This window comes from Brevundimonas sp. Root1423 (genome assembly GCF_001426805.1).
The window spans coordinates 32,912-56,846 of the sequence record NZ_LMFL01000005.1; the positions used below are offsets into that span (position 1 = coordinate 32,912).

25 protein-coding genes, 1 tRNA gene and 2 pseudogenes are annotated in these 23,935 nt (G+C 68.9%); 13 read left to right on the plus strand and 15 right to left on the minus strand.

Translation table 11 applies throughout. From position 1 onward, the window contains the following. Positions 1-22: 22 nt before the first annotated feature. Together ASD25_RS04285 and ASD25_RS04290 are read right to left on the minus strand one after the other, a co-directional pair. A complete protein-coding gene (locus ASD25_RS04285) occupies positions 23-421 on the minus strand; it encodes a PaaI family thioesterase (RefSeq protein ID WP_055830579.1) in 399 nt (132 codons plus the stop codon). Next, entirely contained in the window at positions 418-891 is a 474-nt protein-coding gene (locus ASD25_RS04290) for a PaaI family thioesterase (RefSeq protein ID WP_055830577.1), read from the minus strand. Before ASD25_RS04290 ends, ASD25_RS04285 begins: the two co-directional genes overlap by 4 nt. Before the next feature lie 83 nt (positions 892-974). On the opposite strand from ASD25_RS04290, the gene ASD25_RS04295 reads away from it, so the two are divergent. After that, the gene (locus ASD25_RS04295; RefSeq protein ID WP_055830733.1) at positions 975-2,006 is read left to right on the plus strand and encodes a ligase-associated DNA damage response exonuclease; all 1,032 of its coding nucleotides are present in this window, start codon (positions 975-977) and stop codon (positions 2,004-2,006) included. Here the strand turns inward: ASD25_RS04295 and ASD25_RS04300 are convergent. After that, positions 2,003-3,634 carry a response regulator gene (locus tag ASD25_RS04300; RefSeq protein ID WP_055830729.1) on the minus strand — a complete coding sequence of 544 codons (1,632 nt, stop codon included), beginning with the start codon at positions 3,632-3,634 and terminating at the stop codon, positions 2,003-2,005. The two genes, ASD25_RS04295 and ASD25_RS04300, sit on opposite strands and share 4 nt — an antisense overlap. Before the next feature lie 194 nt (positions 3,635-3,828). Between ASD25_RS04300 and ASD25_RS32795 the strand changes: the two genes are divergently transcribed. The 4 genes and pseudogenes from ASD25_RS32795 to ASD25_RS04315 form a co-directional block, all read left to right on the plus strand. Continuing rightward, the coding region (locus tag ASD25_RS32795; RefSeq protein WP_255356140.1) for a 7-cyano-7-deazaguanine synthase at positions 3,829-3,977 on the plus strand (149 nt) is incomplete at its 3' end. A gap of 1 nt (position 3,978) precedes the next feature. After that, positions 3,979-4,653: pseudogene (gene queC / locus ASD25_RS04305) on the plus strand (7-cyano-7-deazaguanine synthase QueC); the annotation flags it as partial. Further along, positions 4,650-5,285 carry a 7-carboxy-7-deazaguanine synthase gene (gene queE / locus ASD25_RS04310; RefSeq protein WP_055830727.1) on the plus strand — a complete coding sequence of 212 codons (636 nt, stop codon included), beginning with the start codon at positions 4,650-4,652 and terminating at the stop codon, positions 5,283-5,285. The pseudogene queC and the gene queE, both read left to right, overlap by 4 nt. Beyond that, on the plus strand, positions 5,282-5,650 hold the full coding sequence (locus ASD25_RS04315) for a 6-carboxytetrahydropterin synthase (RefSeq protein WP_055830573.1): 369 nt from the start codon (positions 5,282-5,284) through the stop codon (positions 5,648-5,650). Before queE ends, ASD25_RS04315 begins: the two co-directional genes overlap by 4 nt. A gap of 1 nt (position 5,651) precedes the next feature. On the opposite strand, the gene ASD25_RS04320 is transcribed toward ASD25_RS04315, so the two are convergent. From ASD25_RS04320 to ASD25_RS04330, 3 genes are all read right to left on the minus strand, one after another. Further along, positions 5,652-5,912: a hypothetical protein gene (locus tag ASD25_RS04320; RefSeq protein WP_055830571.1), complete on the minus strand. Its 261-nt coding sequence runs from the start codon at positions 5,910-5,912 to the stop codon at positions 5,652-5,654. A 24-nt stretch (positions 5,913-5,936) separates the two neighbouring features. Further along, positions 5,937-6,013, minus strand: a tRNA-Val gene (locus ASD25_RS04325). Positions 6,014-6,029: 16 nt separating this feature from the next. Further along, on the minus strand, positions 6,030-9,215 hold the full coding sequence (locus ASD25_RS04330; protein WP_055830569.1) for an autotransporter outer membrane beta-barrel domain-containing protein: 3,186 nt from the start codon (positions 9,213-9,215) through the stop codon (positions 6,030-6,032). 320 nt (positions 9,216-9,535) lie between these two features. On the opposite strand from ASD25_RS04330, the gene ASD25_RS04335 reads away from it, so the two are divergent. The 4 genes from ASD25_RS04335 to ASD25_RS04350 all read left to right on the plus strand — a co-directional run bounded on the left by ASD25_RS04335 (position 9,536) and on the right by ASD25_RS04350 (position 12,595). Then, positions 9,536-10,429, plus strand: a complete 894-nt coding sequence (locus ASD25_RS04335) for an SPFH domain-containing protein (protein ID WP_055830566.1) — start codon at positions 9,536-9,538, stop codon at positions 10,427-10,429. A gap of 30 nt (positions 10,430-10,459) precedes the next feature. Then, positions 10,460-10,615, plus strand: a complete 156-nt coding sequence (locus tag ASD25_RS04340) for a hypothetical protein (RefSeq protein WP_235561758.1) — start codon at positions 10,460-10,462, stop codon at positions 10,613-10,615. Between the two features lie 133 nt (positions 10,616-10,748). Further along, positions 10,749-11,996 carry a glycosyltransferase gene (locus ASD25_RS04345; protein ID WP_082560126.1) on the plus strand — a complete coding sequence of 416 codons (1,248 nt, stop codon included), beginning with the start codon at positions 10,749-10,751 and terminating at the stop codon, positions 11,994-11,996. An 83-nt stretch (positions 11,997-12,079) separates the two neighbouring features. After that, positions 12,080-12,595, plus strand: a complete 516-nt coding sequence (locus tag ASD25_RS04350) for a histidine phosphatase family protein (protein WP_055830562.1) — start codon at positions 12,080-12,082, stop codon at positions 12,593-12,595. 1 nt (position 12,596) lies between these two features. Here ASD25_RS04350 and ASD25_RS04355 read toward each other — a convergent pair whose 3' ends face one another. From ASD25_RS04355 to ASD25_RS04370, 4 genes and pseudogenes are all read right to left on the minus strand, one after another. Then, positions 12,597-14,717: a DNA topoisomerase IV subunit B gene (locus tag ASD25_RS04355; RefSeq protein WP_082572189.1), complete on the minus strand. Its 2,121-nt coding sequence runs from the start codon at positions 14,715-14,717 to the stop codon at positions 12,597-12,599. Continuing rightward, positions 14,680-16,035, minus strand: a complete 1,356-nt coding sequence (locus tag ASD25_RS04360) for an O-antigen ligase (protein WP_055830558.1) — start codon at positions 16,033-16,035, stop codon at positions 14,680-14,682. Before ASD25_RS04360 ends, ASD25_RS04355 begins: the two co-directional genes overlap by 38 nt. Before the next feature lie 80 nt (positions 16,036-16,115). Continuing rightward, on the minus strand, positions 16,116-18,072 hold a 1,957-nt coding region (locus ASD25_RS04365; RefSeq protein WP_156389185.1), incomplete at its 5' end, for an ATP-dependent helicase. Between the two features lies 1 nt (position 18,073). Further along, a pseudogene (locus ASD25_RS04370) lies at positions 18,074-18,685 on the minus strand (ATP-dependent helicase); the annotation flags it as partial. Between the two features lie 117 nt (positions 18,686-18,802). Between ASD25_RS04370 and ASD25_RS04375 the strand changes: the two are divergent. Both ASD25_RS04375 and ASD25_RS04380 read left to right on the plus strand, forming a co-directional pair. Beyond that, positions 18,803-19,000 carry a hypothetical protein gene (locus ASD25_RS04375; protein ID WP_055830555.1) on the plus strand — a complete coding sequence of 66 codons (198 nt, stop codon included), beginning with the start codon at positions 18,803-18,805 and terminating at the stop codon, positions 18,998-19,000. A gap of 3 nt (positions 19,001-19,003) precedes the next feature. Beyond that, positions 19,004-19,333, plus strand: coding sequence for a hypothetical protein (locus tag ASD25_RS04380; protein ID WP_235561757.1), 330 nt, complete (start codon positions 19,004-19,006; stop codon positions 19,331-19,333). A 4-nt stretch (positions 19,334-19,337) separates the two neighbouring features. On the opposite strand, the gene ASD25_RS04385 is transcribed toward ASD25_RS04380, so the two are convergent. Genes ASD25_RS04385 through ASD25_RS04400 form a run of 4 tightly spaced genes read right to left on the minus strand, consistent with a single transcriptional unit; the run spans position 19,338 to position 21,895 of the window. Beyond that, a complete protein-coding gene (locus ASD25_RS04385) occupies positions 19,338-20,054 on the minus strand; it encodes an SIMPL domain-containing protein (RefSeq protein WP_055830553.1) in 717 nt (238 codons plus the stop codon). Between the two features lie 43 nt (positions 20,055-20,097). Beyond that, positions 20,098-20,334: a ribbon-helix-helix domain-containing protein gene (locus ASD25_RS04390; RefSeq protein ID WP_055830551.1), complete on the minus strand. Its 237-nt coding sequence runs from the start codon at positions 20,332-20,334 to the stop codon at positions 20,098-20,100. Continuing rightward, complete coding sequence (locus ASD25_RS04395) at positions 20,328-20,828, minus strand: isoprenylcysteine carboxyl methyltransferase family protein (protein ID WP_055830549.1); 501 nt, start codon at positions 20,826-20,828, stop codon at positions 20,328-20,330. The genes ASD25_RS04390 and ASD25_RS04395 overlap by 7 nt, the downstream gene beginning before the upstream one ends. After that, on the minus strand, positions 20,828-21,895 hold the full coding sequence (locus ASD25_RS04400) for a type III polyketide synthase (RefSeq protein ID WP_055830547.1): 1,068 nt from the start codon (positions 21,893-21,895) through the stop codon (positions 20,828-20,830). Before ASD25_RS04400 ends, ASD25_RS04395 begins: the two co-directional genes overlap by 1 nt. A 104-nt stretch (positions 21,896-21,999) precedes the next feature. Here ASD25_RS04400 and ASD25_RS04405 point away from each other — a divergent pair, with 104 nt between their 5' ends. Together ASD25_RS04405 and ASD25_RS04410 are read left to right on the plus strand one after the other, a co-directional pair. Beyond that, the gene (locus tag ASD25_RS04405; RefSeq protein WP_055830545.1) at positions 22,000-22,758 is read left to right on the plus strand and encodes a Coq4 family protein; all 759 of its coding nucleotides are present in this window, start codon (positions 22,000-22,002) and stop codon (positions 22,756-22,758) included. Between the two features lie 88 nt (positions 22,759-22,846). Then, positions 22,847-23,785, plus strand: coding sequence for a DMT family transporter (locus ASD25_RS04410; RefSeq protein WP_055830718.1), 939 nt, complete (start codon positions 22,847-22,849; stop codon positions 23,783-23,785). Here ASD25_RS04410 and ASD25_RS30155 read toward each other — a convergent pair. Continuing rightward, positions 23,782-23,934 (minus strand): hypothetical protein, encoded by a 153-nt coding sequence (locus ASD25_RS30155; protein ID WP_156376973.1) that lies wholly within the window; start codon positions 23,932-23,934, stop codon positions 23,782-23,784. The two genes, ASD25_RS04410 and ASD25_RS30155, sit on opposite strands and share 4 nt — an antisense overlap. Position 23,935: the final 1 nt, after the last annotated feature.

Here is a 23,935-nt window from a genome sequence, read left to right on the forward strand (position 1 = left end):
CATGCGGCCCGTTAGAAGACAACTACAGGTCGTCTACCGCAAGTAGGAAGTGTGCAGTCAGGGCGGCGATGGGCTGGGCGCGGTCGTCCTGCCAGGCCTCGGCCAGCACGTGCGCGACGCGACGCCCGGCGCGGCTGATTCGGGCGCTGGCGTGGACGTCGACAGGCCGGCCCGACCGCAGATACGCCACGCTGACATTGATGGGGCGGGGCAGGCGCAGCCGCGGATAGAGGGCAGCCACCTGGGCGACCGCCGTCAGTTCCAGCAGGGCGGCGGTGGCGCCGCCGTGAAGCGCCGGCAGGATCGGATTGCCGATCAGCCGTTCGGCGAAGGGCATGGTGACGGTCAGGCTGTCGCCCTCGGCCTCGGTGACCAGGCCGAGAAACCGCGCATAGGGGAGGCGGTCGAGAAGATCGCTCATTGCGGCGCCTCCCCCGCGGGACGGAGATTGACGCCCGCGCCCCGGCCGCCGCCCGAACCCAGCATATAGGCGCTCTGGCCCGCCGCGACGGGATCCTCGGCCCTGTCCTCGAAGGCCCAGGCGCGGACGAAGGCGACCGACCGGGTCAGGCGATAGCAGCGCGCCTCGGCGATCAGGTCCCGGCGCGTCTCGGCCGCGCGCATGTAGTCGACCCGCAGGTCCAGGGTTGCGATGGTCTCGAACCGTCCCAGCGCGACCCAGGTCGCCAGGCCTCCCACATGATCCAGCAGGGTGGTGACCAGTCCGCCGGACAGCACGCCGGTTTCGGGATCGCCGACGAGGTCCTCGCGCCACGGCACGCGGATGCGGACGCGGTCCCCGTCCACGCCGTCGTAGACGAAGCCGAGGGCGTGGGTGTGGGCGGCGCCGCCGGCCAGCTGGGGCAGGATGTCGAGGATCGAGGACGTCATGCTCCGCTTCTGGGTCGGGTACGGAATGAGCGCAAGTCCGTCGAGCGCGTTGTCAGATGCGCCATGACCGCCATATGCCCTCCATGATCCGGTTCGAAGACCTGCTGCGGCCGACGCCCGCGGGTCTGTATTGCCCGCCCGGCGACTTCTACGTCGATCCGGTCCAGCCGGTGGATCGCGCCGTGATCACCCATGGCCATGCCGATCACGCCCGTTCGGGGCACGGAACGGTGCTGGCGACGCCGCAGACCCTCGCCATCATGGCTGAACGGTATGGCGAGGCCTTCGCCACGCATCGGCAGGGCGTGGGCTACGGCGATACGGCCTCGCACAGGGGCGTCGAGATCGGCATGGCGCCCGCCGGTCACGTCCTGGGTTCAGCCCAGGCCGTGATCCGCTGGAAGGGGATCACCATGGTCGTCTCCGGCGACTACAAGCGCCGCCGCGACCCGACCTGCGCGCCGTTCGAGCCGGTCCCGTGCAACGTCTTCATCTCGGAAGCCACCTTCGGCCTGCCGGTGTTCACCCATCCGCCCGACGGCGAGGAGATCGGCCGGCTGGTCCAGTCCCTGGGCCAGTTTCCCGAACGGGCGCATCTGGTCGGCGCCTATGCCCTGGGCAAGGCCCAGCGGGTCATCCGGCTGTTGCGGGAGGCGGGGTGGGAGCGGCCGATCCATGTTCACGGCGCGCTGGAGCGCCTGAATCGCCTGTACGAGCGGGAGGGCGTCGATCTGGGGCCGATCCTGCCGGCCACGGGGCTGAAGGCCAACGCCCTCGGGGGCGAGGTGGTGATCGCGCCGCCGTCGGCGACCCAGGACCGGTGGGCCCGCCGGTTCGCCGACCCGGTCCTGGCCTTCGCCTCGGGCTGGATGCTGGTCCGGGCCCGCGCGCGCCAGCGCGGGGTGGAGCTGCCGCTGGTGTTGTCGGATCACGCCGACTGGCCCGAACTGGTTGCGACCTTCACCGAGCTGAAGCCCGAAGAGGTGTGGATCACCCATGGCCGCGAGGAAGGCCTGTTGCGCTGGTGCGAGCTCAACGACCAGCCGGCGAGGGCGCTGCGGCTTGTTGGCTATGAGGAGGAGGATGACGAGGCCGGCGCGGCGGATTCCGGTTAGGCGGCGGATCGCTTCGCCGCGCCCGGTCCGGGGGCGGACCGGGATGCGGCGGCGGCCTGTTCCAGAGCCAGGTTCATGGCCATGCGCAGGCGTTCCGGCTTGATCGGCTTCTCGACCACGGCGGCCATGCCGATTTCCACATATTTCCGCGCGTCGTCCGGATCGGCGTTGGCCGTCAGGGCCACGATCGGCAGGGCGCTGACCGGACCCTCCAGGGCGCGGATCGCCAGGGTGGCCTGGACTCCGTCCATGCGGGGCATCTTGATGTCCATCAGGACCAGATCGAAACGGCGTTCCTGCACGGCCTCCAAGGCCTCGACGCCGTCCTCGGCCGTTTCGGAGGTGCAGCCGAACATCTCGCAAAGCGCCTGGGCCACCACGCGGTTTGTGGCGTTGTCGTCCACGATCAGGACGTGGGGATTGGTCAGGAGTTCACCGTCGCCGATGCTCTCGACGTTGGACGGGGCGGCGGCCTCGACCTCGCTGCGCCCGACCTCGATGTCAAAGGCGAAGGTCGCGCCGTGGCCGGGATTGTTTTCCGCCCAGATGCGTCCGCCCATCCGATCGACGATCTGACGGCAGATGGCGAGGCCGAGACCGGCGCCGTCGGGGCCGGATCCATGGACGAACGGGGCGAAGATCTCGTCCACGCGATCGGCGTCCACGCCGGGACCGTCATCGCGAACCCGCGCTTCCAGCCGGATGCGGGTGCCCGAGGCCACGGCTTTCAGCCGGGCCTCGACGACACCGTTGCGCGCGAACTTCAGCGCGTTGCTGACCAGATTGTTGAAGACCTGCTTCAGCCGGACCCCGTCAACAAGGCCGGCCAGCTCGGTGTCGCCCTCATAGCTCACCATCAGGGTGACATTGTCCTGCGACGCCCGGGGCGTCCACAGGGCCTGGATGTCGTCCATCAGGGCGCGCAGGGGCGTCGGTTCCGGATGCAGCTCCAATTCCCCGGCTTCGGCGCGCGAGAGATCCAGGGCGTCCTGCAGGATGCGAAGCAGGGTCTCGGAGGAATCCACGATGGTGGTGACGTGCGCCTGGGCCTGGGCGTTCAGCGGCTGGCGCCGCAACAGGTCGGCCACGGCCAGCACGCCGTTCATCGGCGTGCGCAGTTCGTGGCTCATGATGGCGAGGAACTGGCTCTTGGCGCGGGCCGAGGCGAGCGCCTGGTTGCGGGTGTCGCTGAGGACCCGGGTTTGTTCGGCCAGTTCCGCATTCTGGCTCCGCTGCAGGTCATTGACCGCCCGGAGCAGGGACACCGCCGTGCCGACGCCGTGATACCGGCCCTGCCGCGTGACGATGAAGCCGCGCATCAGGGCGCCGGGGCCGCTCTTCAACAGGATGTCGCAGAAGGTGTCGATGCTGACGCCCGCCTCGACCACGGCGGGCTCGGCGTCCATCAGGTGCTGCACCGGCCGTCCGGCGTAGAGCGCGTGTCCGAAGGGGGCGGCGATCTTCAGCAGGAAGGCGTTGCGTTCGATCAGGCCGACCGGCCGACCGCCTTCGACGACGGCGATCACCAGGGTGTCGGGTTCACGCTCGAAGCGCGAGAAGACAGCGCTGCCGGGCGTCTCGGGCGACACTGCCTCGGCGCGCTCGGTCAAGACTTCAATGGTCGGCATGTCCGGCCACAACTCCACTGTCACCGGCAGACAGTGGCCGACAAGCTTTTGCCGAAGAGTTAAGAGCGGAAACCGTCATTTCCGGGCCGTCTTTGCTCTGTATCCGCGGCTGGTGTAGAAGGCCCGCCCCGCCACGATGGCGGCCCATCCCCCTTGTTTATGCGCGCGGCCGACAGGCCGACCGCAGGTTTGTCATGAGCGATTCCGGCCCCGCCAGCGAAAAAACGGCCCTCGTCCTGTTCTCGGGCGGGCAGGACAGCGCCACCTGCCTGGCCTGGGCGCTGGAGCGGTTTTCGCGCGTCGAGACCGTGGGTTTCGACTACGGCCAGCGCCATGCCGTCGANCTGTTCTCGGGCGGGCAGGACAGCGCCACCTGCCTGGCCTGGGCGCTGGAGCGGTTTTCGCGCGTCGAGACCGTGGGTTTCGACTACGGCCAGCGCCACGCGGTCGAGATGGAGGCGCGCCTGAAGGTGCGCGAAGGCATGCTGGCGGTCCTGCCGCGGTGGGCCGCCCGTCTGGGCCCCGACCATGTCGTGGACCTGACCGGCTATGGACGAATATCCGAGAGCGCCCTGACGACGGACCGGGCGATCGAGATGGACGCACGGGGCCTGCCCAGCACCTTCGTGCCGGGGCGGAACCTGGTGTTCCTGACCTGCGCGGCCGCCCTGGCGGACCGGCGGAACCTCGAGGTTCTGGTCGGCGGAATGTGCGAGACGGATTTCTCCGGCTATCCTGACTGCCGCCGCGACACGATCGACGCCATGGCGGCGGCGCTCAGTCTGGGGCTCGACAGGCCGGTCGTGATCGACACGCCGCTGATGACCCTGACCAAGGCCGAAACCTGGGCTCTGGCCGACCGTATCGGCGGCCCGGCGCTCGTGGAGCTGATCGTCGAGGCGTCGCACACCTGCTATCGCGGCGATCGTGCGCACCGCCATCCCTGGGGCTATGGCTGCGGCGACTGCCCGGCCTGCGAACTGCGGGCGGCGGGCCATGCGGAATGGGCGGCCGCATGACCTATTCCGCCAAGGAAGTCTTTCTGACGGTGCAGGGCGAGGGCGGCCAGGCCGGGCGGCCGGCCGTCTTCCTGCGCTTCGCCGGCTGCAATCTGTGGAACGGGCTCGAGCGCGACCGGGCGACGGCGGTCTGCACCTTCTGCGACACCGACTTCGTCGGAACGGATGGCGACGGCGGCGGAAAATTCGCCAGCGCCGACGCCCTGGCCGACCATGTCCAGTCGATGTGGCGGGGCAGGGCGGGGGACCCCCGGCTGGTCGTCTGCACAGGCGGCGAGCCCCTGCTGCAGCTGGACCCGGCCCTGATCGACGCCCTGCATGTCCGCGGCTTCGAGGTCGCCATCGAGTCCAACGGCACGCTTCCCGCGCCGGCCGGGATCGACTGGATCTGCGTCAGCCCCAAGGCCGACGCGCCCGTGGTCCAGACCTCGGGGCAGGAGCTGAAGCTGGTCTATCCGCAGCCGAAGGCGATGCCGGACCGGTTCGAGCATCTGCCGTTCGAACGCTTCTGGTTGCAGCCCATGGACGGCCCCGACCAGGCGGCCAATACGGCGGCGGCCATCGACTATTGCCTGACCCACCCGAAGTGGCGGCTCAGCGTCCAGACCCACAAATACATCGGCGTAAGATGAGCGTTTTCGAGATCACCAAGACGGCCACCTTCGACGCGGCCCATCATTTCCCGCACGAGCCGGAGGGCAGCATCTATCGCCGCATCCACGGCCATTCCTTCACGGTCGAGGCGACCGTCCGTTCGGAAGTGCTGGACGCTGAGCATGGCTGGGTCGCCGACCTCGGCGCGCTGGACCGCGCCCTGAAGGCCGCGGCCGAAGAACTGGATCACGGCATGCTGAACGAGAAGCCGGGCCTGGAGCTGCCGAGCCTGGAGAACCTTTGCCTGTGGTTCGCCCGCCGCCTCAAACCCGAGTGGCCGGGTTTGTGCCGCATCCAGGTGGCGCGGCCGACCATTCACGAACGCTGCGTGCTGACCCTCTAGGTCAGCAGTCGCGGCCCTGCCGCTGGCGCTGCTCGCAGCGGCGCTGTTCGCGTTCGTATTCGCGCTGTTCACGCTCCCGCCTGGCCTTCGTCTCCTCGTCGGAGGTGGTGACGGCGTCGACGCCCGCGCCGACCACGGCCGCGCCGGCTCCGACCACGGCGGCCCCGGTCCCGACCACGGCGCCGACAAGACAGCCTTGCAGCCCCACCGACGCGCCGACGACGAGGGCAAGGGCGACGGAGCGTTTGAACAGGGTCGTCATCTGGGCCTCCTGATATCGGCGGAATGGTGGGCGGCGAGGGGTTCGAACCCCCGACCCCCTCGGTGTAAACGAGGTGCTCTGACCAGCTGAGCTAGCCGCCCGATCCCTTTCGCCGGCCTAGAACCGGAAGCTGGCCCGCAGGAACAGCATATAGCGGACATAGTCCTCGATCATCTCGGCGTCGGCGCTGATGGACAGCATGCCCAGTTCATTGCCCACGTTCAGGCGGAAGCCGACGATGGGCCCGCCCCCTTCGATCGAACCGCCGGCCAGGGTGAAGTCCGGCCCGCCGGAGCGGAAGCGGGCGATGGTCTCGCCCGGATCAACCGAGATGTTCTGACGCCAGCCGACGCGCAGCTCCGGCCGCAGCCAGCTGTTTTCGCCCATCCCCATGCCGAGATTGACGGCGGCCGTCGCCGAGAACAGATGTCCTTCGCGATCGTCGATCTCCAGATCGAAGCCATCGCCCCCGCCCTCTTCGACGTGGCCGTCCTCGCTGAGCGAGAAATACTCGGCATAGATCTCGGGGCGGATGCTGAAGCGTCCATAGGAGCGCTCGTAGGAAGCGCCGCCGGCCGCGGCGAGGGTGAATCCGTTCCAGTCCGATTCATTTGACAGGTTCAGGCCAGCCCCGACGAAACGGCGCTCCGAGTTGAAGGTCGCATAGCCGGCGGCGGCGCGCGCCCAGGTCGTCCAGTACTGGCCCTGGGCCCGCCAGTAGAGGCCCAGTTCCAGCAGGTTCGCCGACAGCACTTCCTCAGCCTCGGCCTCGGGATCCTCGAGGTCCGACGAGGTGAAGGCCGCCGAGATGCCGATATTGCCCAGACCGCTGCCCCGCTCGATGCCGCCAGCGACGCCGAAGCCCTCGGAACGGAAGCCGTAGGTGTCGGTCTTGTCCTTGTCGGCGTAGAAATTGATCTCCTGCACCCAGGCGCTGGTCTCGCCCGGCGCGGCCGAGGCGTTGCGGCCGGTCAGGGCCCGCGTCACGGCGTCGACGCCGGAGGCCAGGGAAACCAGCGGACCGCCCGAATGGTCGGGCAGCAGCTGTTCGTACAGGTTGATGAACTCCTCGCGGCCGGCCTGGGCCAGGAAGGCGTTGCGGATGCTCAGCGCATCGGCGTCGCCGATCGCGGCATAGAAGGCGTCGTAGAATGCGGCTTCGACCGGAATCAGCTCGGCTTCGGCCGCGGTCCGCTGACGGACATCGACGAACACCTCGCCGGCGGGGACATTGGCGCCCGCCTCGACCACATAGAGATACGGGGAATTGGACTCGATCGAATCCAGATCGATCGCACCGAAATTCAGCGTTGCGGCGTCGATCAGGGTGAACCGGTTGGGCGCCGCCAGAAGCGAGGTGAAGCGAACGCCAAGGCCGGCGCCGTTAGCCAGGGTGGCCGTTCCCGCGACATTGAACCCGCCCGCGGTGCTGTTCGCCGGATCGATGGTCACGATCAGGTCGCCGTCCGCGCCGACGTTCAGGCTGGTGATGTTCGTCCGCGTCACCTGGCGCGCGTCGAGCGTGCCGTTGGAGACGTCGATGGCGAGATCGCCGCCCGCGTCGGCGAGAGCGCCGCGCACGACGCCGCCCCCGGAGATCGACAGACGGTCGGCGCCGGCGCCGAATGCGATGTCGCCCAGGACCAGGCCGTTCCTGATGTCGACCGTGTCCGCTCCCGATCCCAGCTTGATCGCACCCGCGATGATCGGTTCATTGCCATCGGGCACGCCGTCGCCATCGGTGTCCGGGTTCGCCGCGGTCGCCGTGGCGGCGACGCCGGTCTGGATCAGGGTCACGCCGGTCGTGTTCGCGCTCACGTCGATGGCCGTCGTCGTGCCCGTCAGCGGATCGCCGGCCGCATTCGGATTGAGCGTCGCCTGGATCGACCGGGTGTTGTTGATGGAGGTGAGGCTGCCGCTCAGGTCCAGAACGCCTGTGACGGTCGCCGTACCGCCGCCGGCCGAGGCCAGGATCGAGCCATTGTTGACGAAGCTCGAGACCGAGGCGCCGGCGTCGATCCGGATCGCCGTGGCCGTCGCGGACGCCAGTTCGCTGGCGACGCCGCCGGTGATTGCGCCGGAGTTGAAGATCTGGGGCGCCGTGGTTCCCGTGCCGAGCCGGATCGCGGTGGCGTTGGCGTCGGAGGCGAGAGCCGCCACCGTGCCCTCGTTTCGGACGCCGCCCGTGATAGTGACCGTCTGGCCGGGGTTGCCGCCGAACACGATGGCGTTGGCGTCTACGCCGGCGTAGACGCCCTGGCCGTTGACCGTTCCGCGGTTGATGAAGCCGAATTGGTTGTCGCCCGTCCCCACCGCTCCGAGCGTGATCGACCGGGTCACGGACCCGACCTGGATCGCCGGCGCCGCGCCATAGCTGTTGATCGTGCCTTGGGTCTCGTTGACGTCGGGAATGCCGTCGCCGTCCTCGTCCGCATTGGCGGTATCGGCGTCCACGGGCGCGCGATCAACGATGACTCCGCCGGCGACGTTGCCGGCGATGATTACGGCCGCGCCCCCCTGCAGCTTGTCATCGGCGTCCAGCTTGCCTTCGAACGTGTCGTTCCCCAGCGTCGTATAACGATAGCCGGAAGCGCTGATCTCGCCCTGGAGGGACACACGGCCGCCCACGTCGCCGCCGATTGAAATGGCGGAGGTGTTTGCCCCGCGAGCGCTGATCGTCCCCAACAGGGTCACTGGGCCGTTGATCGGGCCCTGCGTGCGGATGGCGACCGAATTGTCTCCGAACACCCGGATCGTGCCCTGGGTCTGGAGTTTTCCGCTCAGTCCGGACTCGATCGAGATCCCGTACGAGTTGTTCCCGTCCACGCTGATGACGCCGGTCGAGCCGACGACCAGATCGCCGGTGACGGGCGCGCCCGCCGCGTACCGGACGCCATAGCGGCCGCTTCCCGTCGCCCAGGGACCGTCGATGTCCCCGTCGCTGTCGGTGTCCGGATAGGTGTCGATGGTGTCGATGAGGGCGATGGAGCCGTTGATCGTCACATTGGACGTCACCCCGGGATTGACCAGAAGCCCGGTCGCTCCGTCGGCCGCCGGGGTCATGTTGATCCCCCCGCCCGAGTCGAGGGTGAAGTTTTCGCTGACGTCGATTGTCACCGCCGCGCCCGACGCGACGTTGACGGCGCCGCCGCTGGCGATGCGGATATCGTCGGGGCCCGTACCGGTCGCGTTCGACGTGGCGATCGGCGTCGTACGGACGGTCGARATCACSACCTCGGCCATCGCGCCGGAAGCCGCCATCAGGGGAGCGATCGCAACCGCGGTCGCGAGTAGAATACGCATTCGGTAGAAACCCCTGTGGACGATACGCCAGAGACGCGGGCGATCCTCTAACANCGGCCATCGCGCCGGAAGCCGCCATCAGGGGAGCGATCGCAACCGCGGTCGCGAGTAGAATACGCATTCGGTAGAAACCCCTGTGGACGATACGCCAGAGACGCGGGCGATCCTCTAACAGGGACCAAGCCAGCCTGCCTCAAGTTTCTCGAATTTGAGGCGAATGCAAGGCCGTTGCCGGACGCCAGGGCCGCTGATCAAGCGCAGCTATTGCACATTGTGGCATCAAAGTGATATCATTTTCATATTGCTTCAGGGAGGGACCCATGACCGCCACCACGCATTCCAGATCGACCGAACGCCCCGCGGCGACGGCCAATGGCATCGTCATGCTGTTGATCGGCCTGGTCCTGTTGATTCTCGGGCCGGTCAGCGTCGCCCAGGACCCCGACACCGCCTGGCGGGTCGTGGCCGGCATCGTCGCCGCGGTCATCGGCCTGCTGCTGATCTGCGGCCTCTATTCGCTGCAGCCGAACGAAGGCATGGCGATCCTCCTCTTCGGCGACTATCGCGGCACCGACCGCAGGACCGGCCTGCGCTGGGTCCTGCCCTGGTACAGCCGCAAGAAGATCAGCCTGCGCGTCCGCAACCTCACCTCCGACAAGCTCAAGGTGAACGACAGACGCGGCAATCCGATCGAGATCGCCGCAAACGTGGTCTGGCGCGTCGAGGATTCCGCCCAGGCGCTGTTCGACGTCGACGACTACCAGGCCTTCGTCGCCATCCAGGTCGACACGGCCCTGCGCGATATCGCCTCGCACTACGCCTATGACCATGGCGAGGAAGGCCAGGACTCAGAACTGACGCTTCGCGCCGACGCGGAGGATGTGGCTGGCCGGTTGCGTGACGAACTGGGCACCCGGCTGCACGCCGCGGGCCTCGCGATCGACGAGGCGCGCCTCGCGCACCTTGCCTATTCGCCGGAGATCGCCGGCGTCATGCTGCGTCGCCAGCAGGCCGAGGCCATACTGTCGGCCCGGCGCCTGATCGTCCGGGGCGCGGTCGCCATGGTCGAGAACGCCCTGACGGACCTCAGCGAGCGCGGCGTCGTCCATCTGGACGAGGAGCGCAAGGCCGCCATGGTGTCCAACCTGCTGGTCGTCCTGTGCGCCGATCGCGAGGCCCAGCCCGTGATCAACACCGGCACCCTGTACGGCTAGGGCATGGCGCGCCCGAGGAAGCCCTTTCTTATGCGCGCCTCTCCCGGCGTGATGGCGGCGGTCGAGCGATTGGCCGCCGCCGAACTGCGCTCGGTCAACGCCCAGGTTGAAACCCTGCTGCGTGAGGCGCTTCATCGGCGGGGGGTGACCCCGTCCGAAGACTCTCCGCAAGCGGACGACGCTTGAGCTTGGCCGCGAGCGGCGCTAGGGGCCGCTGATGGTCAAGTCGCATATGTCGAAGGTCCGCAAGGCCCGCCGCATCCAGAAGCGGGTCGCGCGCGTTGGGGCAGCCAGTATCAGTGAGGCGGAGCGCGAACTCATGAGCCTGGCCGGGCTGGAAGTGCAGGAAGGCGAACTGCGCCTGATCCCCGGATGGGACGAGGAAGTCTCCGAAACCCTGAAGGCCACCAAGGCCGCCGGCGACGACGGCCGGCCGCGGCTGGTCGATACGACCATGCTGTACGCCCCGCGTTCGGGCGGGGTGAAACGCTATCTCCTGTCCAAGAAGGCCTGGCTCGAGGCCAACCGTCCGGGCGTCGCCCATTCGCTGGTCGTGCCGGGCGCGCACCACAAGGCAGGCGACGACGGCATTGTTCAACTGCACGCCACCAAGCTGCCGTTCGGCGACGGCTACCGCTGGCCGACCTCGGTGCGGCGCTGGGGGGCCTGGGTGGCGTCGCTGAACCCCTCGATTATCGAGGCCGGCGACCCGTATACGCCGGGACAGGGGGCCCTCGAAGCGGGCCAGCGGGCCGGTTGCCCGGTCGTCGGCTTCTGCCATTCCGACCCGGCGGGCCTCGCTGCCCTCCACTTCGGCGAATGGGCCAAGAAGCCGGTGGAAAAGCGCTGGGCCCGGCTGTTCGGCCAGTTCGACAAGGTCATCTCGCCAAGCCGCTTTATCGCCCGCCGGCTTGAGGAGGCCGGCGTCGGCAACATCGTCATCCGGCCGCTGGGCGTGGAGATCGACACCTTCCGTCCCGACCGCGGCGACCGCGACTGGCTGCTGAAGAAGCTGGGTCTCCCGGCGTCGGCGCGGCTGCTGTGTTTCGCCGGCCGTCCGGCGCGCGAAAAGAACATCGACGTCCTCATCGAGGCCGTCCAGGCGCTGGGCGATCCCTACCACCTCATCCTGGTCGGCGCCGGCGCGGGCATGCCGGCGGAGGAGCGGGTCATCTCCCTGCCTTATGAAGCCAACCCGAAGGCCGTGGCCCGGATCATCGCCTCCTGCGACGCCTTCGTTCACGCCAATGACAAGGAGCCGTTCGGCCTGATCGTGCTGGAGGCCATGGCCTGCGGCCGCCCGGTCGTCGGGGTCAACGCCGGCGGGGTCAAGGAAACGGTCGACGACACCGTCGGTCAGCTGGCGAAGAGCGCCGATCCCGTTCACTACGCGGCGGCCATCGAGGCCCTGTTCGCCCGCGACATAGAGGCGCTGGGCGCGGCCGCCCGCGTGCGGACCGTCGAACGCTTCGCCTGGAACCGGGTCTTCGAGGATCTCAGCTCGGTCTACGCCGAAGTCAGCGGCGAGCCCGCGTTTGCGCAGCCGGGCGAGTGGAAAGTGCACTGAAGCCCGTCCGGGCGCCCGGCGACTTCGGTCTCGACAGGCGGTCGCCGGGCAGCCAGTCTCCAACGAAATCGGGATTTGAGATCATGCAACGCATCCTGCTCGCCGTCGCCCTGACGCTGCTCACGGCCAGCTCGGCCATGGCCCAGACCGTGTATCTGGTGCGGCACGCCGAAAAGGCCGACACCAGCGCCGATCCCGTCCTGTCAGAGGCCGGGCAGGCGAGGGCCGCCGCGCTTTCGGCCGCGCTCGCCGGCGCTCATCCGGACCATATCTTCACCAGCCCGCTGCAGCGCACCCGCCTGACCGCCGCGCCGACGGCCGCGTTCCATTCCGCGACTGTAGAGCCGGTCGGCCTGGAGGGCGGCGCGGCCGCTCACGTCGCCGCGATCGCCGAACGGGTCCGCGCCCTGCCGGAGGACGCCGTCGTCCTAATTGTCGGCCATAGCAACACCGTGCCCCTGATCGCGCGGGCGCTGGGTTTCGCCGAGGCGGCCGACATGCCGGAATGCGAATACGACCGGATGACCATGCTGCACCTGATGGGCGACGCCGCCCACGGTCAGGTCAGCCGCTACGGGGCCCCGACGACCTGTCCCTGATCTAGACGTCCAGGTCGGCCACCGCGAACCGCGCGTTTTCCTGGATGAACTGGAAGCGGGCCTCGGGCTTGCGGCCCATCAGGCGTTCGACGAGGTCCTCGATCTCGTCCTCGGACTCCGGCACCGTGACCCGCGCGAGGGTGCGCTTCTTCGGGTCCATGGTGGTTTCCTTGAGCTGGGAAGCCATCATCTCGCCCAGGCCCTTGAACCGGCCGATCTCGACCTTCTTGCCCTTGAACACCGTGGCGATCAGCTCGTCGCGGTGGGCGTCGTCGCGGGCGTACTCGCTCAGAGGACCCGCGCTGATCCGGTAGAGCGGGGGCAGGGCCATGAACAGCCGGCCCTGACGGATCGTCTCGGGCATCGAGCGGTAGAAGAAGGTGATCAGCAGCGCCGCGATGTGCGCCCCGTCCACGTCGGCGTCGGTCATGATGACGATCCGCTCGTAGCGCAGGTCGTCGATGTTGAACCGGCTGCCGGGCTGGACGCCCAGCGCCAGCGCCAGCGCCAGATCCGACAGTTCGATGTTGGCGCGCAGCTTGTCGGCCGTGGCCGAGGCGACGTTCAGGATCTTGCCGCGCAGGGGCAGGATGGCCTGGGTCGTGCGGTCGCGGGCCTGTTTGGCCGAGCCGCCGGCCGAGTCGCCCTCGACGATGAACAGCTCGGTGCCGTTGGCCGACTGGCGCGAGCAGTCCGACAGCTTGCCGGGCAGGCGCAGCTTGCGCGTGGCCTGGGCCCGCTGGACCTCCTTGTCCTTGCGCCGCTTCAGCCGATCCTCGGCCCGCTCGATAACAAAGCCCAGCAAGGTGTTGGCTTGTTTAGGACTTTCCGTCAGCCAGTGGTCCAGCGGATCTCGCATCAGCTGCTCGACCAGACGCTGGCCGTCGGGGGAGGAGAGGCGGTCCTTGGTCTGACCCTGGAACTCGGGATTGCGGATGAAGACCGAGATCATGGCCCCGGCGTTGGCGATCACGTCCTCGGCCGTGATCAGGCCGGCGCGCTTCTCGTTGGTCAGTTCGCCATAGGCCTTGAGGCCCTTGACCAGGGCGGCGCGGAAGCCGGCCTCGTGCGTGCCGCCATCCGGGGTCGAGACGGTGTTGCAGTAGGAGGAGACGAAGCCGTCGGCCTCGCCGAAGCCGATCGGGGACCAGGTCACGGCCCATTCGACGGCGCCGGCCTCGCCCTTGCGCTCGACGCGGCCCGAGAAGGCCGGGGTGACCGTCTCCAGATCGCCGATCCGCTCGGCCAGGGCGTCGGCCAGGCCGTTGGGGAAGTGGAACACCGCCTCGGTCGGGGTGTGGTCGGTGATGCGTTCGGCGGCGCAGGTCCAGCGTATCTCGACGCCGCGGAACAGATAGGCCTTGGACCGGGCCATGCGGAACAGCCGCGCCGGCTTGAAGGCCGCGCCGACGCCGAAGATTTCCTCGTCCGGCTTGAACCGGATCAGGGTGCCCTTCTTCTTCGAGGGCAGACCCTGAACGATGGAGCCGAGCGGCAGGCCGCGGCTGAACGACTGTTTCCACTCATGGCCGTCGCGCCAGACGGTGACGTCCAGCTGTTCGCTCAGCGCATTGACGACGCTGACACCGACGCCATGCAAACCGCCTGAGGTTTCATAGGCTTTTCCCGAGAACTTGCCGCCCGAGTGGAGGACGGTCATGACCACTTCCAGCGCCGACTTGCCTGGATGTTTGGGGTGGGGATCGACGGGAATTCCGCGGCCGTCGTCCCGAACGGCCAGCCAGCCCTCGGCGTCCAGATCGACGGTGATCAGCCTGGCGTGGCGGGCCACCGCCTCGTCCATGGCGTTGTCGAGGACCTCGGCGAACAGGTGGTGCAGGGCCCGCTCGTCGGTGCCGCCGATATACATGCCGGGGCGTTTGCGGACGGGCTCAAGGCCTTCCAGCACCTCGATGGAGGAGGCCGAATAGTTGCCGGCGACCGGCGGAGCGGACGGGGCGGGCGTGGGGGCGCTGACCGGCTCGGGGTTCGGCTTCGGCGCGGCGGCCTGGGGCGTCAAGGCCGGATCATTGGCGGGCGCGGGGTCGGGATCGGGCGCGCCGGCAGGCGGCCCTCCAAAGAGGTCATCGAGAAACGACGGTGCGGGATCGGACTGGCCCATGCGGATACTGTGCGGCGATTCGGGAGCCGGTCTGGTAGGCCCCGCGCCGCTTCTCCACAAGCGGAACGGCGACCGGGGCGGGCGAGGGCAGGACGGCGCGGGTCAGGACCGCCAGGAACAGCACCCAGGGCAGGCTCTGGTGTTGCACCAGGATGCTTTCCGACAGGCTCAGCACGAAGAAGGCGGCCAGGAAGCCCAGCCCCCACCAGCCCTCGCGCACGCCCGATCCCATGGAGCGCAGAACGGCGATCAGGGCCGTCGCGGCCATCAGCACGCCGACCAGCACCGCCCCGGGCCAGCCGAGTTGCACCAGCAGGTCGATCCAGCCGTTGTGGGCGCTGGGCACGGTCCAGCCGGTCTCCTTGCGCACCCAGTCGGCGGGGACCGATTCCCCCACGCGTCCCCAGAAGGCGCCGTAGCCGTATCCGGTCCATGGCCGGTCGGCGACCTTGCGCATCAGGCTGTCCCAGATCTCGGTCCGGCCGGTCAGCGACGGGTCCTTGCCCAGCGCCTCCAGCACCGCGACCGAATGGGTTTCCCACGTCCATATGCCCAGTCCTGCCACCACGACGGCGACCCAGATCGCCACGACGCTGAACGCCGCGCCGCCGCGCTTCAGCGAACAGAAACCGCCGACGAGGCCGAGGCCGACGATCAGGCACAGGAGCGAGGTCTTGGACTGGGTGGCCAGCACCAGCATCGAGGCCAGGCCGAGGGTGAGGGCGGGCAGCAGCCGGCGCGGGTCGGGCGAGGCCAGGCAGGCGGCGGCGGCCGTCGCCCCGATCACCATCACCGCCCCCATCTGGTTCTTCTCGTACCAGAGGCCGCGCCACAGGCCGGCGTTATCGGCCTGATGCACGCCGATCGAGGGGAAGGCGAAGACCATCGCCAGACTGCCCACCGCCATCACCAGGGCGGCGTGCATCAGCAGCCGCGGCAGGTGAGGACCCCGGAACACCGCGCCCAGATACAGGGCGAACACGCCGCTGATGGCCAGGGCGAGGACCCGCCGGCTGGTCGTCTCATAGTCGATCGACCAGTATTTCGAGGCGAAGGCCAGGCCGACGACGGACAGCATGGCCAGCATCGCCGGCCAGGCCCGCCACATCCGGTCGATCCGATACGCCGCCATGCCGAAGATGGCCGCATAGGCGGGCAGCCACACCAGACGCAGCACCGGCGTCTCTTCCTGCAGCGGCGCGAACACGGGCCCGATCAGGGCGCCGGTCAGCATGGCGATGAGGCCGATGCAGATCACCCGTTCCCACAGGCTGGGGGCGGGCTCGATCAGGACCGTGTCTGGACGGGATTCGCGCACGCGTGCAGAGTCGGGCGTCAGGCTTAACGAAGGGTTGGGGCGGGTTAGGCCCGCCGCCGGTCCGCACTCCGGTCGACCGGTCAGACCTTCTCCACGAAGCTGTCGATCACCTTCTTCTCCCCGGCCTTCTCGAACGCGACCAGCAATTTGTTGCCCTCGATGCCGGTGATCAGGCCGTAGCCGAACTTCTGGTGAAACACCCGTTCGCCCTTCGACCAATTCCCGCCGGCCTTCGGGTCCGCCGTGGCCAACAGCCGCCCGTCGCCCTCGATCAGCGTATGCCGCGCCGGTTTCGCCGCCGGAGCCCGCCCGGCCGTGAACGACTGCGCCCGCTTCCAGCCCGGCGAGGAATAGCCGCTGCCGAAGGTGGGCATGTCGTCCCAGCGGCTCTTCGCGTCCTTCATGCCGGGGGTGACGCCATAATAGCCGGTGTCGCTCTCGGCCTCGACATGGGCCATGGGCAGTTCGTCGACGAAGCGGCTGGGCAGCTGCGAGGTCCAGCGGCCGTAGACCAGCCGGTTGGCGGCGAAGCTGATGCGCGCGTCCGACTTGGCCCGGGTGACGCCGACGTAGGCGAGGCGGCGTTCCTCCTCGAGACCCTTTTCGCCCTTCTCGTCGATGCTGCGCTGGCTCGGGAAGACCCCTTCCTCCCACCCCGGCAGGAAGACCAGCGGGAACTCCAGCCCCTTGGCCCCGTGCAGGGTCATGATCTGCACCGCGTCGTCGGAACCGCCCCGGTCGAGGTCCATGACCAGCGAGACGTGCTCCAGATAGGCGGGCAGGGTCTCGAACTGCTGCATGGATTGCGTCAGCTCCTTGAGGTTGTCCAGACGCGTCTGGCCGGTGGCGCGATCGGCCTTCTGCATGTCGGTGTAGCCGCTCTCCTCGAGCACGGCCTCGGTCAGCTCCCAGTGGGTCGTGGTCTGGGCCAGGGCCCGCCAGCGGTCGATGTCGCGCACGAAGTTGCTGAGCGCCGTCCGCGTCCGCGCCTGAAGCTCGTCCGAAGTGATCAGGTCGCGGACCGCCGCCATGGCCGACACGCCCGACAGCCGGGCGATCTGCAGCACCTTCTGCACGCTGGTGTCGCCGATGCCGCGCTTGGGCACATTGACGATCCGCTCGAAGGCCAGGTCGTCGTCCTCGGACAGGATCAGCCGCAGATAGGCGTGGGCGTCGCGAATTTCCGCCCGTTCGAAGAAGCGCGGCCCGCCGATGACCGTGTAGGGCACGGCAAGAAGCACGAACCGCTCCTCGAACGCGCGCATCTGGAACGAGGCCCGGACCAGCACGGCCATGTCCCTGTAGGGGACGCCGGCGCGGCGGGCGGTCTCGATCTCGTCAGCGATCAGCCGGGCCTCGGCCTCGCCGTCCCACACGCCGCGCACCCGGACCTTGTCGCCGCTCAGATCCTCGGTCCACAGGGTCTTGCCCAAGCGGTCGCGATTGGCGGCGATCAGGCCGGACGCGGCGCCGAGAATGTGTTGCGTAGACCGATAGTTGCGCTCCAGTCTTACGACCTTGGCTCCGGGAAAGTCGCGTTCGAAGCGCAGGATGTTGTCCACCTCGGCCCCGCGCCAGCCGTAGATCGACTGATCGTCGTCCCCGACGCAGCAGACGTTGCCGGTCGAGGAGGTCAACAGCCGCAGCCACAGATACTGGGCGACGTTGGTGTCCTGGTATTCGTCGACCAGGATGTAGCGGAACCGACGGCGATATTCCTCCGCGATATCCGCATGCTGGGACAGGATGGTCAGATTGTGCAGCAACAGATCGCCGAAGTCGCAGGCGTTCAGGCTGACCAGACGCGCCTGATAGGCCGCGTACAACGCATGGCCCTTGCCGTTGGCGAAATCCTCGGACGGCGGCAGCTTGTCGGGCGTCCAGCCGCGGTTCTTCCAGTGGTCGATCAGGCCGCTGAGCGAACGTGGCGTCCAGCGCTTGGTGTCGAGGTTGGCGGCCTCCAGCAGCTGTTTGCAGACCCGCTCCTGATCGTCGGTGCCTTCGAGACCACCCGCACCGCCGCCCTGACCGCCCAAGNCGCCTGATAGGCCGCGTACAGGCTGTGGCCCTTGCCGTTGGCGAAATCCTCGGACGGCGGCAGCTTGTCCGGCGTCCAGCCGCGGTTCTTCCAGTGGTCGATCAGGCCGCTSAGCGAACGYGGCGTCCAGCGCTTGGTGTCGAGGTTGGCGGCCTCCAGCAGCTGTTTGCAGACCCGTTCCTGATCGTCCGTGTCCAGGATGGTGAAGGTCGACTTGAGCCCGACCAGTTCGGCGTGCCGGCGCAGGATCTGGGCCGCGACGCTGTGAAAGGTGCCCAGCCAGCGCAGTCCCTCGGCCGAGGGGCCGATCAGATGGGTGATCCGCTCGCGCATCTCGCGCGCGGCCTTGTTGGTGAAGGTGACGACCAGCAGCTCCCACGGCCGGGCCCGACCGGTGGCCAGGATATGCGCCAGCCGGGTGGTCAACACCCGCGTCTTGCCCGTGCCGGCCCCGGCCAGCACCAGCACCGGGCCGTCGACGGTCTCGACCGCCTCGCGCTGTTCGGGATTGAGCCCGGCCAGATAGTCGGGCGCCGACGGCTCCACGCCATTGGGGCCGCGCGAACGGGCCAGGTCGGAAATGCGGGGGGCGGGGGCGTCAGGCAGACTCATCGGCGGAACATAAGGGGCACGGAGCCATATGTCAGCGTCGGCGTGCGCCTCCGGTCGCGGAACCGCCAAGCGTGACCGTCGTTCCGGCTGCATCAGCAATCAGGGAAGGGGTCTTCCATGGCCGACAACATCAACAACACCGGAAGCGGCGGCGGCAACGCCGGCCTGGCCTTCATCGTCGGCGGCATCGTCGTCGTCCTCGCCATCGTGGCCTATTTCGTCTTCGCCCGCGGCGGCGCCCCCGAGACGAAGGACGTCAACGTCGACGTCAACCTGCCCGAAGTCTCGGCCCCGGCCGTGCCGAGCGCGAACTGACCGATGACAGATCCCAACATTCCGCCGCCCGTCGAACCCACGCCGCGGACCGAGGTTCATCACACCACCATCAACAATCCCCCCGCGCGCAGCGGCGGCGGCAGCAGCTGGATCGGCCTGCTGGTCGGCGGCCTCGTCGTTGTGGTGCTCGTCATCGCCTTCGTCGTCTTCTCGCAAGGCGGCGCCAGCGGAACGAAGGACACCAACGTCGACATCGATGTCGACCTGCCGCGGCCCACCCTGCCGGACGCGCCCAAGGTTCCGGACCTGCCCGACATGCCCTCGGTTGAACCGCCGACCGTCCCGGGCCCGGAACGCGTGCCGGAAAACTGATCCGTCAGCGCAGACGGTAGCTGATGGTTGTCACGACCCGGACCTTCTTGTCCGGGGACTGGCTTTCGTCGCCGATCTCGTCGCGGGCGAGGATTTCGAACGACCCCTGGGTCGCCTGCCGGATCGGCCCCAGCGGCGCGCCTGAATCCTGGGCGAACCGCTCGGCGCCGGTGCGGGCGGCGGCTGTCGCCTCGGCGATCATGGCCGGGCGAACCGAATTCAGCTTCGTGAAGACATAGGTGGGGCCGGTGAAGTCCTGCAACACCACGCCCTGCCGCACGAGATCGTTGAGGGCGCGGGTGGTGGCCTGGACCCGGTCCACGTCGGTCGTCCGCACGATCACCGTCTGGGCGAGGATGAAGCGCGGCCCGCCGGTCTGGTTGGCGTATTCGCGCGACCGCGTATCCGCGACCTCAAGCCGGCCCAGCGACACGGCGTCGGCCGGGTAGCCCTGGGCGGTCAGGAAGGTCCGTACGATCGACAGATCGCCGTCGATGCGGCCCTGCACCTCGGACAGCACGTCGCCGGACGCCGTGAAGCGCAGCGGCAGGACGGCCAGATCCGCCTTCACATTGCGCTCGGCCAGGCCGCGGACGCTGACAGCCCGGTCGCCGACCCGCGCGTTGACGATCCCCTGTCCGATGAGGGCGCCGCCGCCCAGCATGCCGAGGGCCAGCAGGCCTCCGATGACCGCGGCGGGGATCAGTTTTTCATTGGCCATGACGACGCCTCCGGGAAGAAGGATGCGCCAACCCCGGCGGCTGTCAATCGGGAGACTCCTGTTCGGCGAAAGACCGATCCCCGCCCGCCCAGGCCAGCGCCAGGAGCCGGCAGGCCGAGGCGAGGGGCGTGCGTCCCCGCCGCTCGTCGATCCGCTTCATCAGGCCGGCCTGCGACAGGCCCGCGGTGGCCGCGATCGCGTCCAGCACGGTCCAGAAGGCGGGCTCGAGCGCCACCGAGGTCGCATGGCCGGACAGGGAGACGGAGCGTTTTTTCAGCATCGGCCGCGGCGGTCCTGCAAGGCGCGATCCTCCACCCGGATGCGCCAGCCGACCAGTAGCGCGTTGGCCAGGCTCCAGACCAGTGCGATCCAGACCTGGCCGAACGCCAGCGGCAGGACGAGGATTTCCAGCGAGGCGACCACATAGTTGGGATGGCGGAGGAAGCGGTAGGGGCCGCGGGTCTCCAGGGGCGCGCCGGCCAGGGTGATGATGCGCGTGGTCCAGAACGGCCCGAGCGTCGCGATCACCCACAGCCGGCCGGCCTGCAGGACGACATACAGCGCCAGCCAGCGGGGATCGGGGACCGTCGACCACGGCGTGACGGTCGCGATCGCCGCCAGCCAGCTGGCGTGCAGGATCACGAACAGCGGATAGTGGCCCGCGCCGACCTCGATCGCGCCTTCGGCCAGCAACCGTTTCGTATTGCGATCCGCCAGCCACAGCTCCCACAGCCGCTGCGCCGCGACCAGGCCGAGCACCAGCCACAGCCACATCACGCATGCACCAGCATCAGTCCGGCCGTGAAGCCAGGCCCCAGGGTCGTCAGCAGCAGCGGCCCCTTCGTCCCGTCGTCCAGCATGGCCCTGAGCACGAACAGCACCGTGGCCGCGCTCATATTGCCGTGGTCGCGCAGGACGTCCCGCGTGTGGGTCAGGGCGCCCTCGGGCAGGTCGAAACACGCCTCCAGGGCGTCAATGACCTTGGCCCCGCCGGGGTGGCAGACGAAGCCGCCCACGTCGGCCGTGGTCAGGCCCTGGCTCGTCAGGAAGTCGATCGCCACGGGCCTGAAGTCATTCTGGACGAGGGCCGGGATGTCGCGGCTGAATACGACCTTGAGCCCGTCGTCGGCCACGTCCCAGCCCATGACGTCGAGACTGTCGGGCCAGGTGTGTTCGCGGCTGGCGCCCAGGGCGGGTCCCGTCGCGTCGTCGCGGCAGCTGATCACGGCCGCCGCCGCGCCGTCGCCGAACAGGGCCGTGGCGACCAGATTGCTCTTGGACCGGTCCTGCGCCCGGAAGGTGAGGGCGCAGAGTTCGACCACCAGCAACAGCAACCGTTCGTCAGGCCGCGCCCGCGCCAGATCCGCCGCCCGCGCCAGTCCCACGACCCCGCCGGCGCAGCCCAGTCCGAAGATCGGCAGCCGCCGCACGTCCGGCCGGAAGGGCATCACCTGCATCAGCCGCGCGTCGAGGGCCGGCGTCGCGATGCCGGTCGTGCAGACCACGACGATGGCGTCGATGTCGCCCGCCTCCAGCCCGGCCTGATCCAGCGCCTTGTCCGCGGCCTCGGCCAGCACCGTGACCGCGTTCTCGAGGAACAGATCGTTGCGCTCGGAGAAGCTGTGCGGCTTCAGATACCACTCGATCGGCACGCAGGAGTGCCGCGTCTCGATCCGGGCGTTGCGATAGATCGGGGCCAGCCGTTCGAAGCCGCCGTGGGTGGTGGCGAACATCTCGGCCCCGTTGGCGGCGACGTCCTCCTGGCGCAGTTCATGGGGCGGCCAGGCCAGGGCGAGGGACTGAAGCCGGGGGGTCGGCGCCGCAGAAGGGGGAGACGGCATTACGGGGCCTTCAAGCAATATTATCGACGTTCACCCAAGCTACGTCGTCCCGTTCCCCCGGGACGCCGCTTTCGCTACACTGCGCCATCCTCCCGGATCCCGCCATGACCATGACCGCCGCCGCCACCGATGATTTCCGCAAGGTCCGCTCCGAGCGGCTGCGCCCGCTGGCGGCGCTGAAGGCGTTTCGCCGACTGATCCGCGACAAGGAGGACACCGTACAGGTGTTCCGCATCATGCAGGCCCTCAGCGGCCGGTCGGTCTCGCGAGGCTACCAGCGGATGCTGTCCACCATGGAAGGCGGGCGCCAGGCCTTCCTGCGCGAGGAACTGGCCCACAAGCTGGACGATCCCGTCTGGCTGGCGCGGTTCGGGCCCGGCACGGTCGGGGCGCACTACCGGGCCTTCCGCGAGGCCCGCGGCTTCACCGCCGACGGCCTGGCCGAGGTCGAGCGCGAGGTGGTGCCCTTCATCGACGCCCCGCACCCGGTCGTCTGGTACTCGCGCCGCCTGCGCGACATCCACGACATCTGGCACGTCCTCACCGGCTATGAGACGGACGCCCTCGGCGAGGCCTGCGTCGTGTCATTCTCTTACGGCCAGACCCGGAACCTCGGCTTCGCCTTCATCGGCTGGGGCGCGGCGCGGGAGATCCAGCGCGAGGCGCGGTCGGTGCCGGCGCGGCGCGCCGTCTGGCAGGCCTGGCGCAACGGCAAGGCCGCCCGCTGGCTGCCCGGACTGGACTATGAAGCCCTGTTCGAACAGCCGCTGGACGCCGTCCGCGCGCGGCTCGGCATCCGGCCGCCGACCGTCTATCAGTCGGTGCCCGCAGAGGTCCGCGCCGGACTCAAGCTCCGCGGCTGACCGCGATTTCAGCTGGCACAAGGTCGCCTTGTGGCAGGCGCGGATAACCCGGCTTGTGTCGCGTCCCGACGCGGTTCATTTGCGGCGCATGTCCTCCCCGGTCGAAATCGCGCCCGTCGCGCGCCCACCCCTGTCCCGGACCACGCTTCTCGGGATCGGCGGCGTGATCATCTGCGCCATGATCTGGGGCACCACCTGGTACGCCATCACCCTGCAGCTGGGATCGGTGCCGCCGCTGGCCTCGATCGTCTGGCGCTTCGGCCTGGCGTCGATCGTCCTGTTCCTCGGCTGCCTGATCGCACGGCAGAACCTCCGCCTGACGCGCGCCCAGCATCTGGCGGCCCTGGGGCAGGGGCTCTTCGCCTTCTCGATCAGCTACAGCTTCACCTACGCCGCCGAAGGCCATGTGGCCTCGGCCATCGTGGCCGTCACCTTCGCCTCCCTGACCTTCCTCAACCTCGTTCTCTTCCGCCTAGCCGCCGGGCAGAAGGCGGCCGCGGCCTCATGGGGCGGGGCGGTTCTCGGCCTGGTCGGCGTCGCCGTGCTGTCGGGCGGCGAGGTGCTCAGCGCGGGTTTCGACGACCGGGCGGCCCTCGGCGTCGGCCTCGCCCTGATCGCCACCACGGCCTCGGCCTTCGGCAATTTCTTCGCCTGGCGGGGCCAGACCCGCGGTTCGGCGGCCATTCCCTCGACCGCCTGGGCCATGGCCTACGGAACCGGCCTGCTGGCGCTCTTTGGCCTGGCCACGGGGGTCGAGTTCCGCATCGACCCCACCTTCACCTACGTCAGCTCGCTGCTCTACCTGTCCGTCTTCGGCTCGGTCATCGCCTTCGGCCTCTATTTCACCATCGCCCGCACCATCGGCTACGCCATGGCCAGCTACATCTCGGCCCTGACGCCGCCGATCGCCATGCTGGTGTCCGTGCTGTTCGAGGGCGCCCATTTCGGCTGGACGGCCCTGGCCGGCCTGATGCTGGTGCTGTCGGGTCAGGCGCTGCTGATCCGCGCGCCCAGGGTCTCGAGCTAGCGGAACCAGCCGCGCTTCGGCTTCTTCGGGGCCTCGGCCTTCTTCGCCATTTCCGCCGTCCGCCGCTCGCGCTCGGCCTTGACCCGCATGGCGACCAGAATCGGGATCAGGCCGTGCCTGATGCGCGGGTCCTGACGCGGGTCAGCCATG

Excerpts from the sequence above, each read along its gene's own strand:
- ASD25_RS04375 (WP_055830555.1), top strand. The coding sequence starts at position 18,803 with ATGGCCGACAACATCAACAACACCGGAAGCGGCGGCGGCAACGCCGGC.
- ASD25_RS04385 (WP_055830553.1), bottom strand. The coding sequence starts at position 20,054 with ATGGCCAATGAAAAACTGATCCCCGCCGCGGTCATCGGAGGCCTGCTG.
- ASD25_RS04320 (WP_055830571.1), bottom strand. The coding sequence starts at position 5,912 with ATGACGACCCTGTTCAAACGCTCCGTCGCCCTTGCCCTCGTCGTCGGC.
- ASD25_RS04300 (WP_055830729.1), bottom strand. The coding sequence starts at position 3,634 with ATGCCGACCATTGAAGTCTTGACCGAGCGCGCCGAGGCAGTGTCGCCC.
- ASD25_RS04340 (WP_235561758.1), top strand. The coding sequence starts at position 10,460 with ATGCGCGCCTCTCCCGGCGTGATGGCGGCGGTCGAGCGATTGGCCGCC.
- ASD25_RS04350 (WP_055830562.1), top strand. The coding sequence starts at position 12,080 with ATGCAACGCATCCTGCTCGCCGTCGCCCTGACGCTGCTCACGGCCAGC.
- ASD25_RS30155 (WP_156376973.1), bottom strand. The coding sequence starts at position 23,934 with ATGGCTGACCCGCGTCAGGACCCGCGCATCAGGCACGGCCTGATCCCG.
- ASD25_RS04345 (WP_082560126.1), top strand. The coding sequence starts at position 10,749 with ATGAGCCTGGCCGGGCTGGAAGTGCAGGAAGGCGAACTGCGCCTGATC.
- ASD25_RS04295 (WP_055830733.1), top strand. The coding sequence starts at position 975 with ATGATCCGGTTCGAAGACCTGCTGCGGCCGACGCCCGCGGGTCTGTAT.
- ASD25_RS04405 (WP_055830545.1), top strand. The coding sequence starts at position 22,000 with ATGACCATGACCGCCGCCGCCACCGATGATTTCCGCAAGGTCCGCTCC.
- ASD25_RS04355 (WP_082572189.1), bottom strand. The coding sequence starts at position 14,717 with ATGGGCCAGTCCGATCCCGCACCGTCGTTTCTCGATGACCTCTTTGGA.
- ASD25_RS04285 (WP_055830579.1), bottom strand. The coding sequence starts at position 421 with ATGAGCGATCTTCTCGACCGCCTCCCCTATGCGCGGTTTCTCGGCCTG.
- ASD25_RS04335 (WP_055830566.1), top strand. The coding sequence starts at position 9,536 with ATGACCGCCACCACGCATTCCAGATCGACCGAACGCCCCGCGGCGACG.
- ASD25_RS04290 (WP_055830577.1), bottom strand. The coding sequence starts at position 891 with ATGACGTCCTCGATCCTCGACATCCTGCCCCAGCTGGCCGGCGGCGCC.
- ASD25_RS04410 (WP_055830718.1), top strand. The coding sequence starts at position 22,847 with ATGTCCTCCCCGGTCGAAATCGCGCCCGTCGCGCGCCCACCCCTGTCC.
- ASD25_RS04380 (WP_235561757.1), top strand. The coding sequence starts at position 19,004 with ATGACAGATCCCAACATTCCGCCGCCCGTCGAACCCACGCCGCGGACC.
- ASD25_RS04315 (WP_055830573.1), top strand. The coding sequence starts at position 5,282 with ATGAGCGTTTTCGAGATCACCAAGACGGCCACCTTCGACGCGGCCCAT.
- ASD25_RS04400 (WP_055830547.1), bottom strand. The coding sequence starts at position 21,895 with ATGCCGTCTCCCCCTTCTGCGGCGCCGACCCCCCGGCTTCAGTCCCTC.
- queE (WP_055830727.1), top strand. The coding sequence starts at position 4,650 with ATGACCTATTCCGCCAAGGAAGTCTTTCTGACGGTGCAGGGCGAGGGC.
- ASD25_RS04395 (WP_055830549.1), bottom strand. The coding sequence starts at position 20,828 with ATGTGGCTGTGGCTGGTGCTCGGCCTGGTCGCGGCGCAGCGGCTGTGG.
- ASD25_RS04390 (WP_055830551.1), bottom strand. The coding sequence starts at position 20,334 with ATGCTGAAAAAACGCTCCGTCTCCCTGTCCGGCCATGCGACCTCGGTG.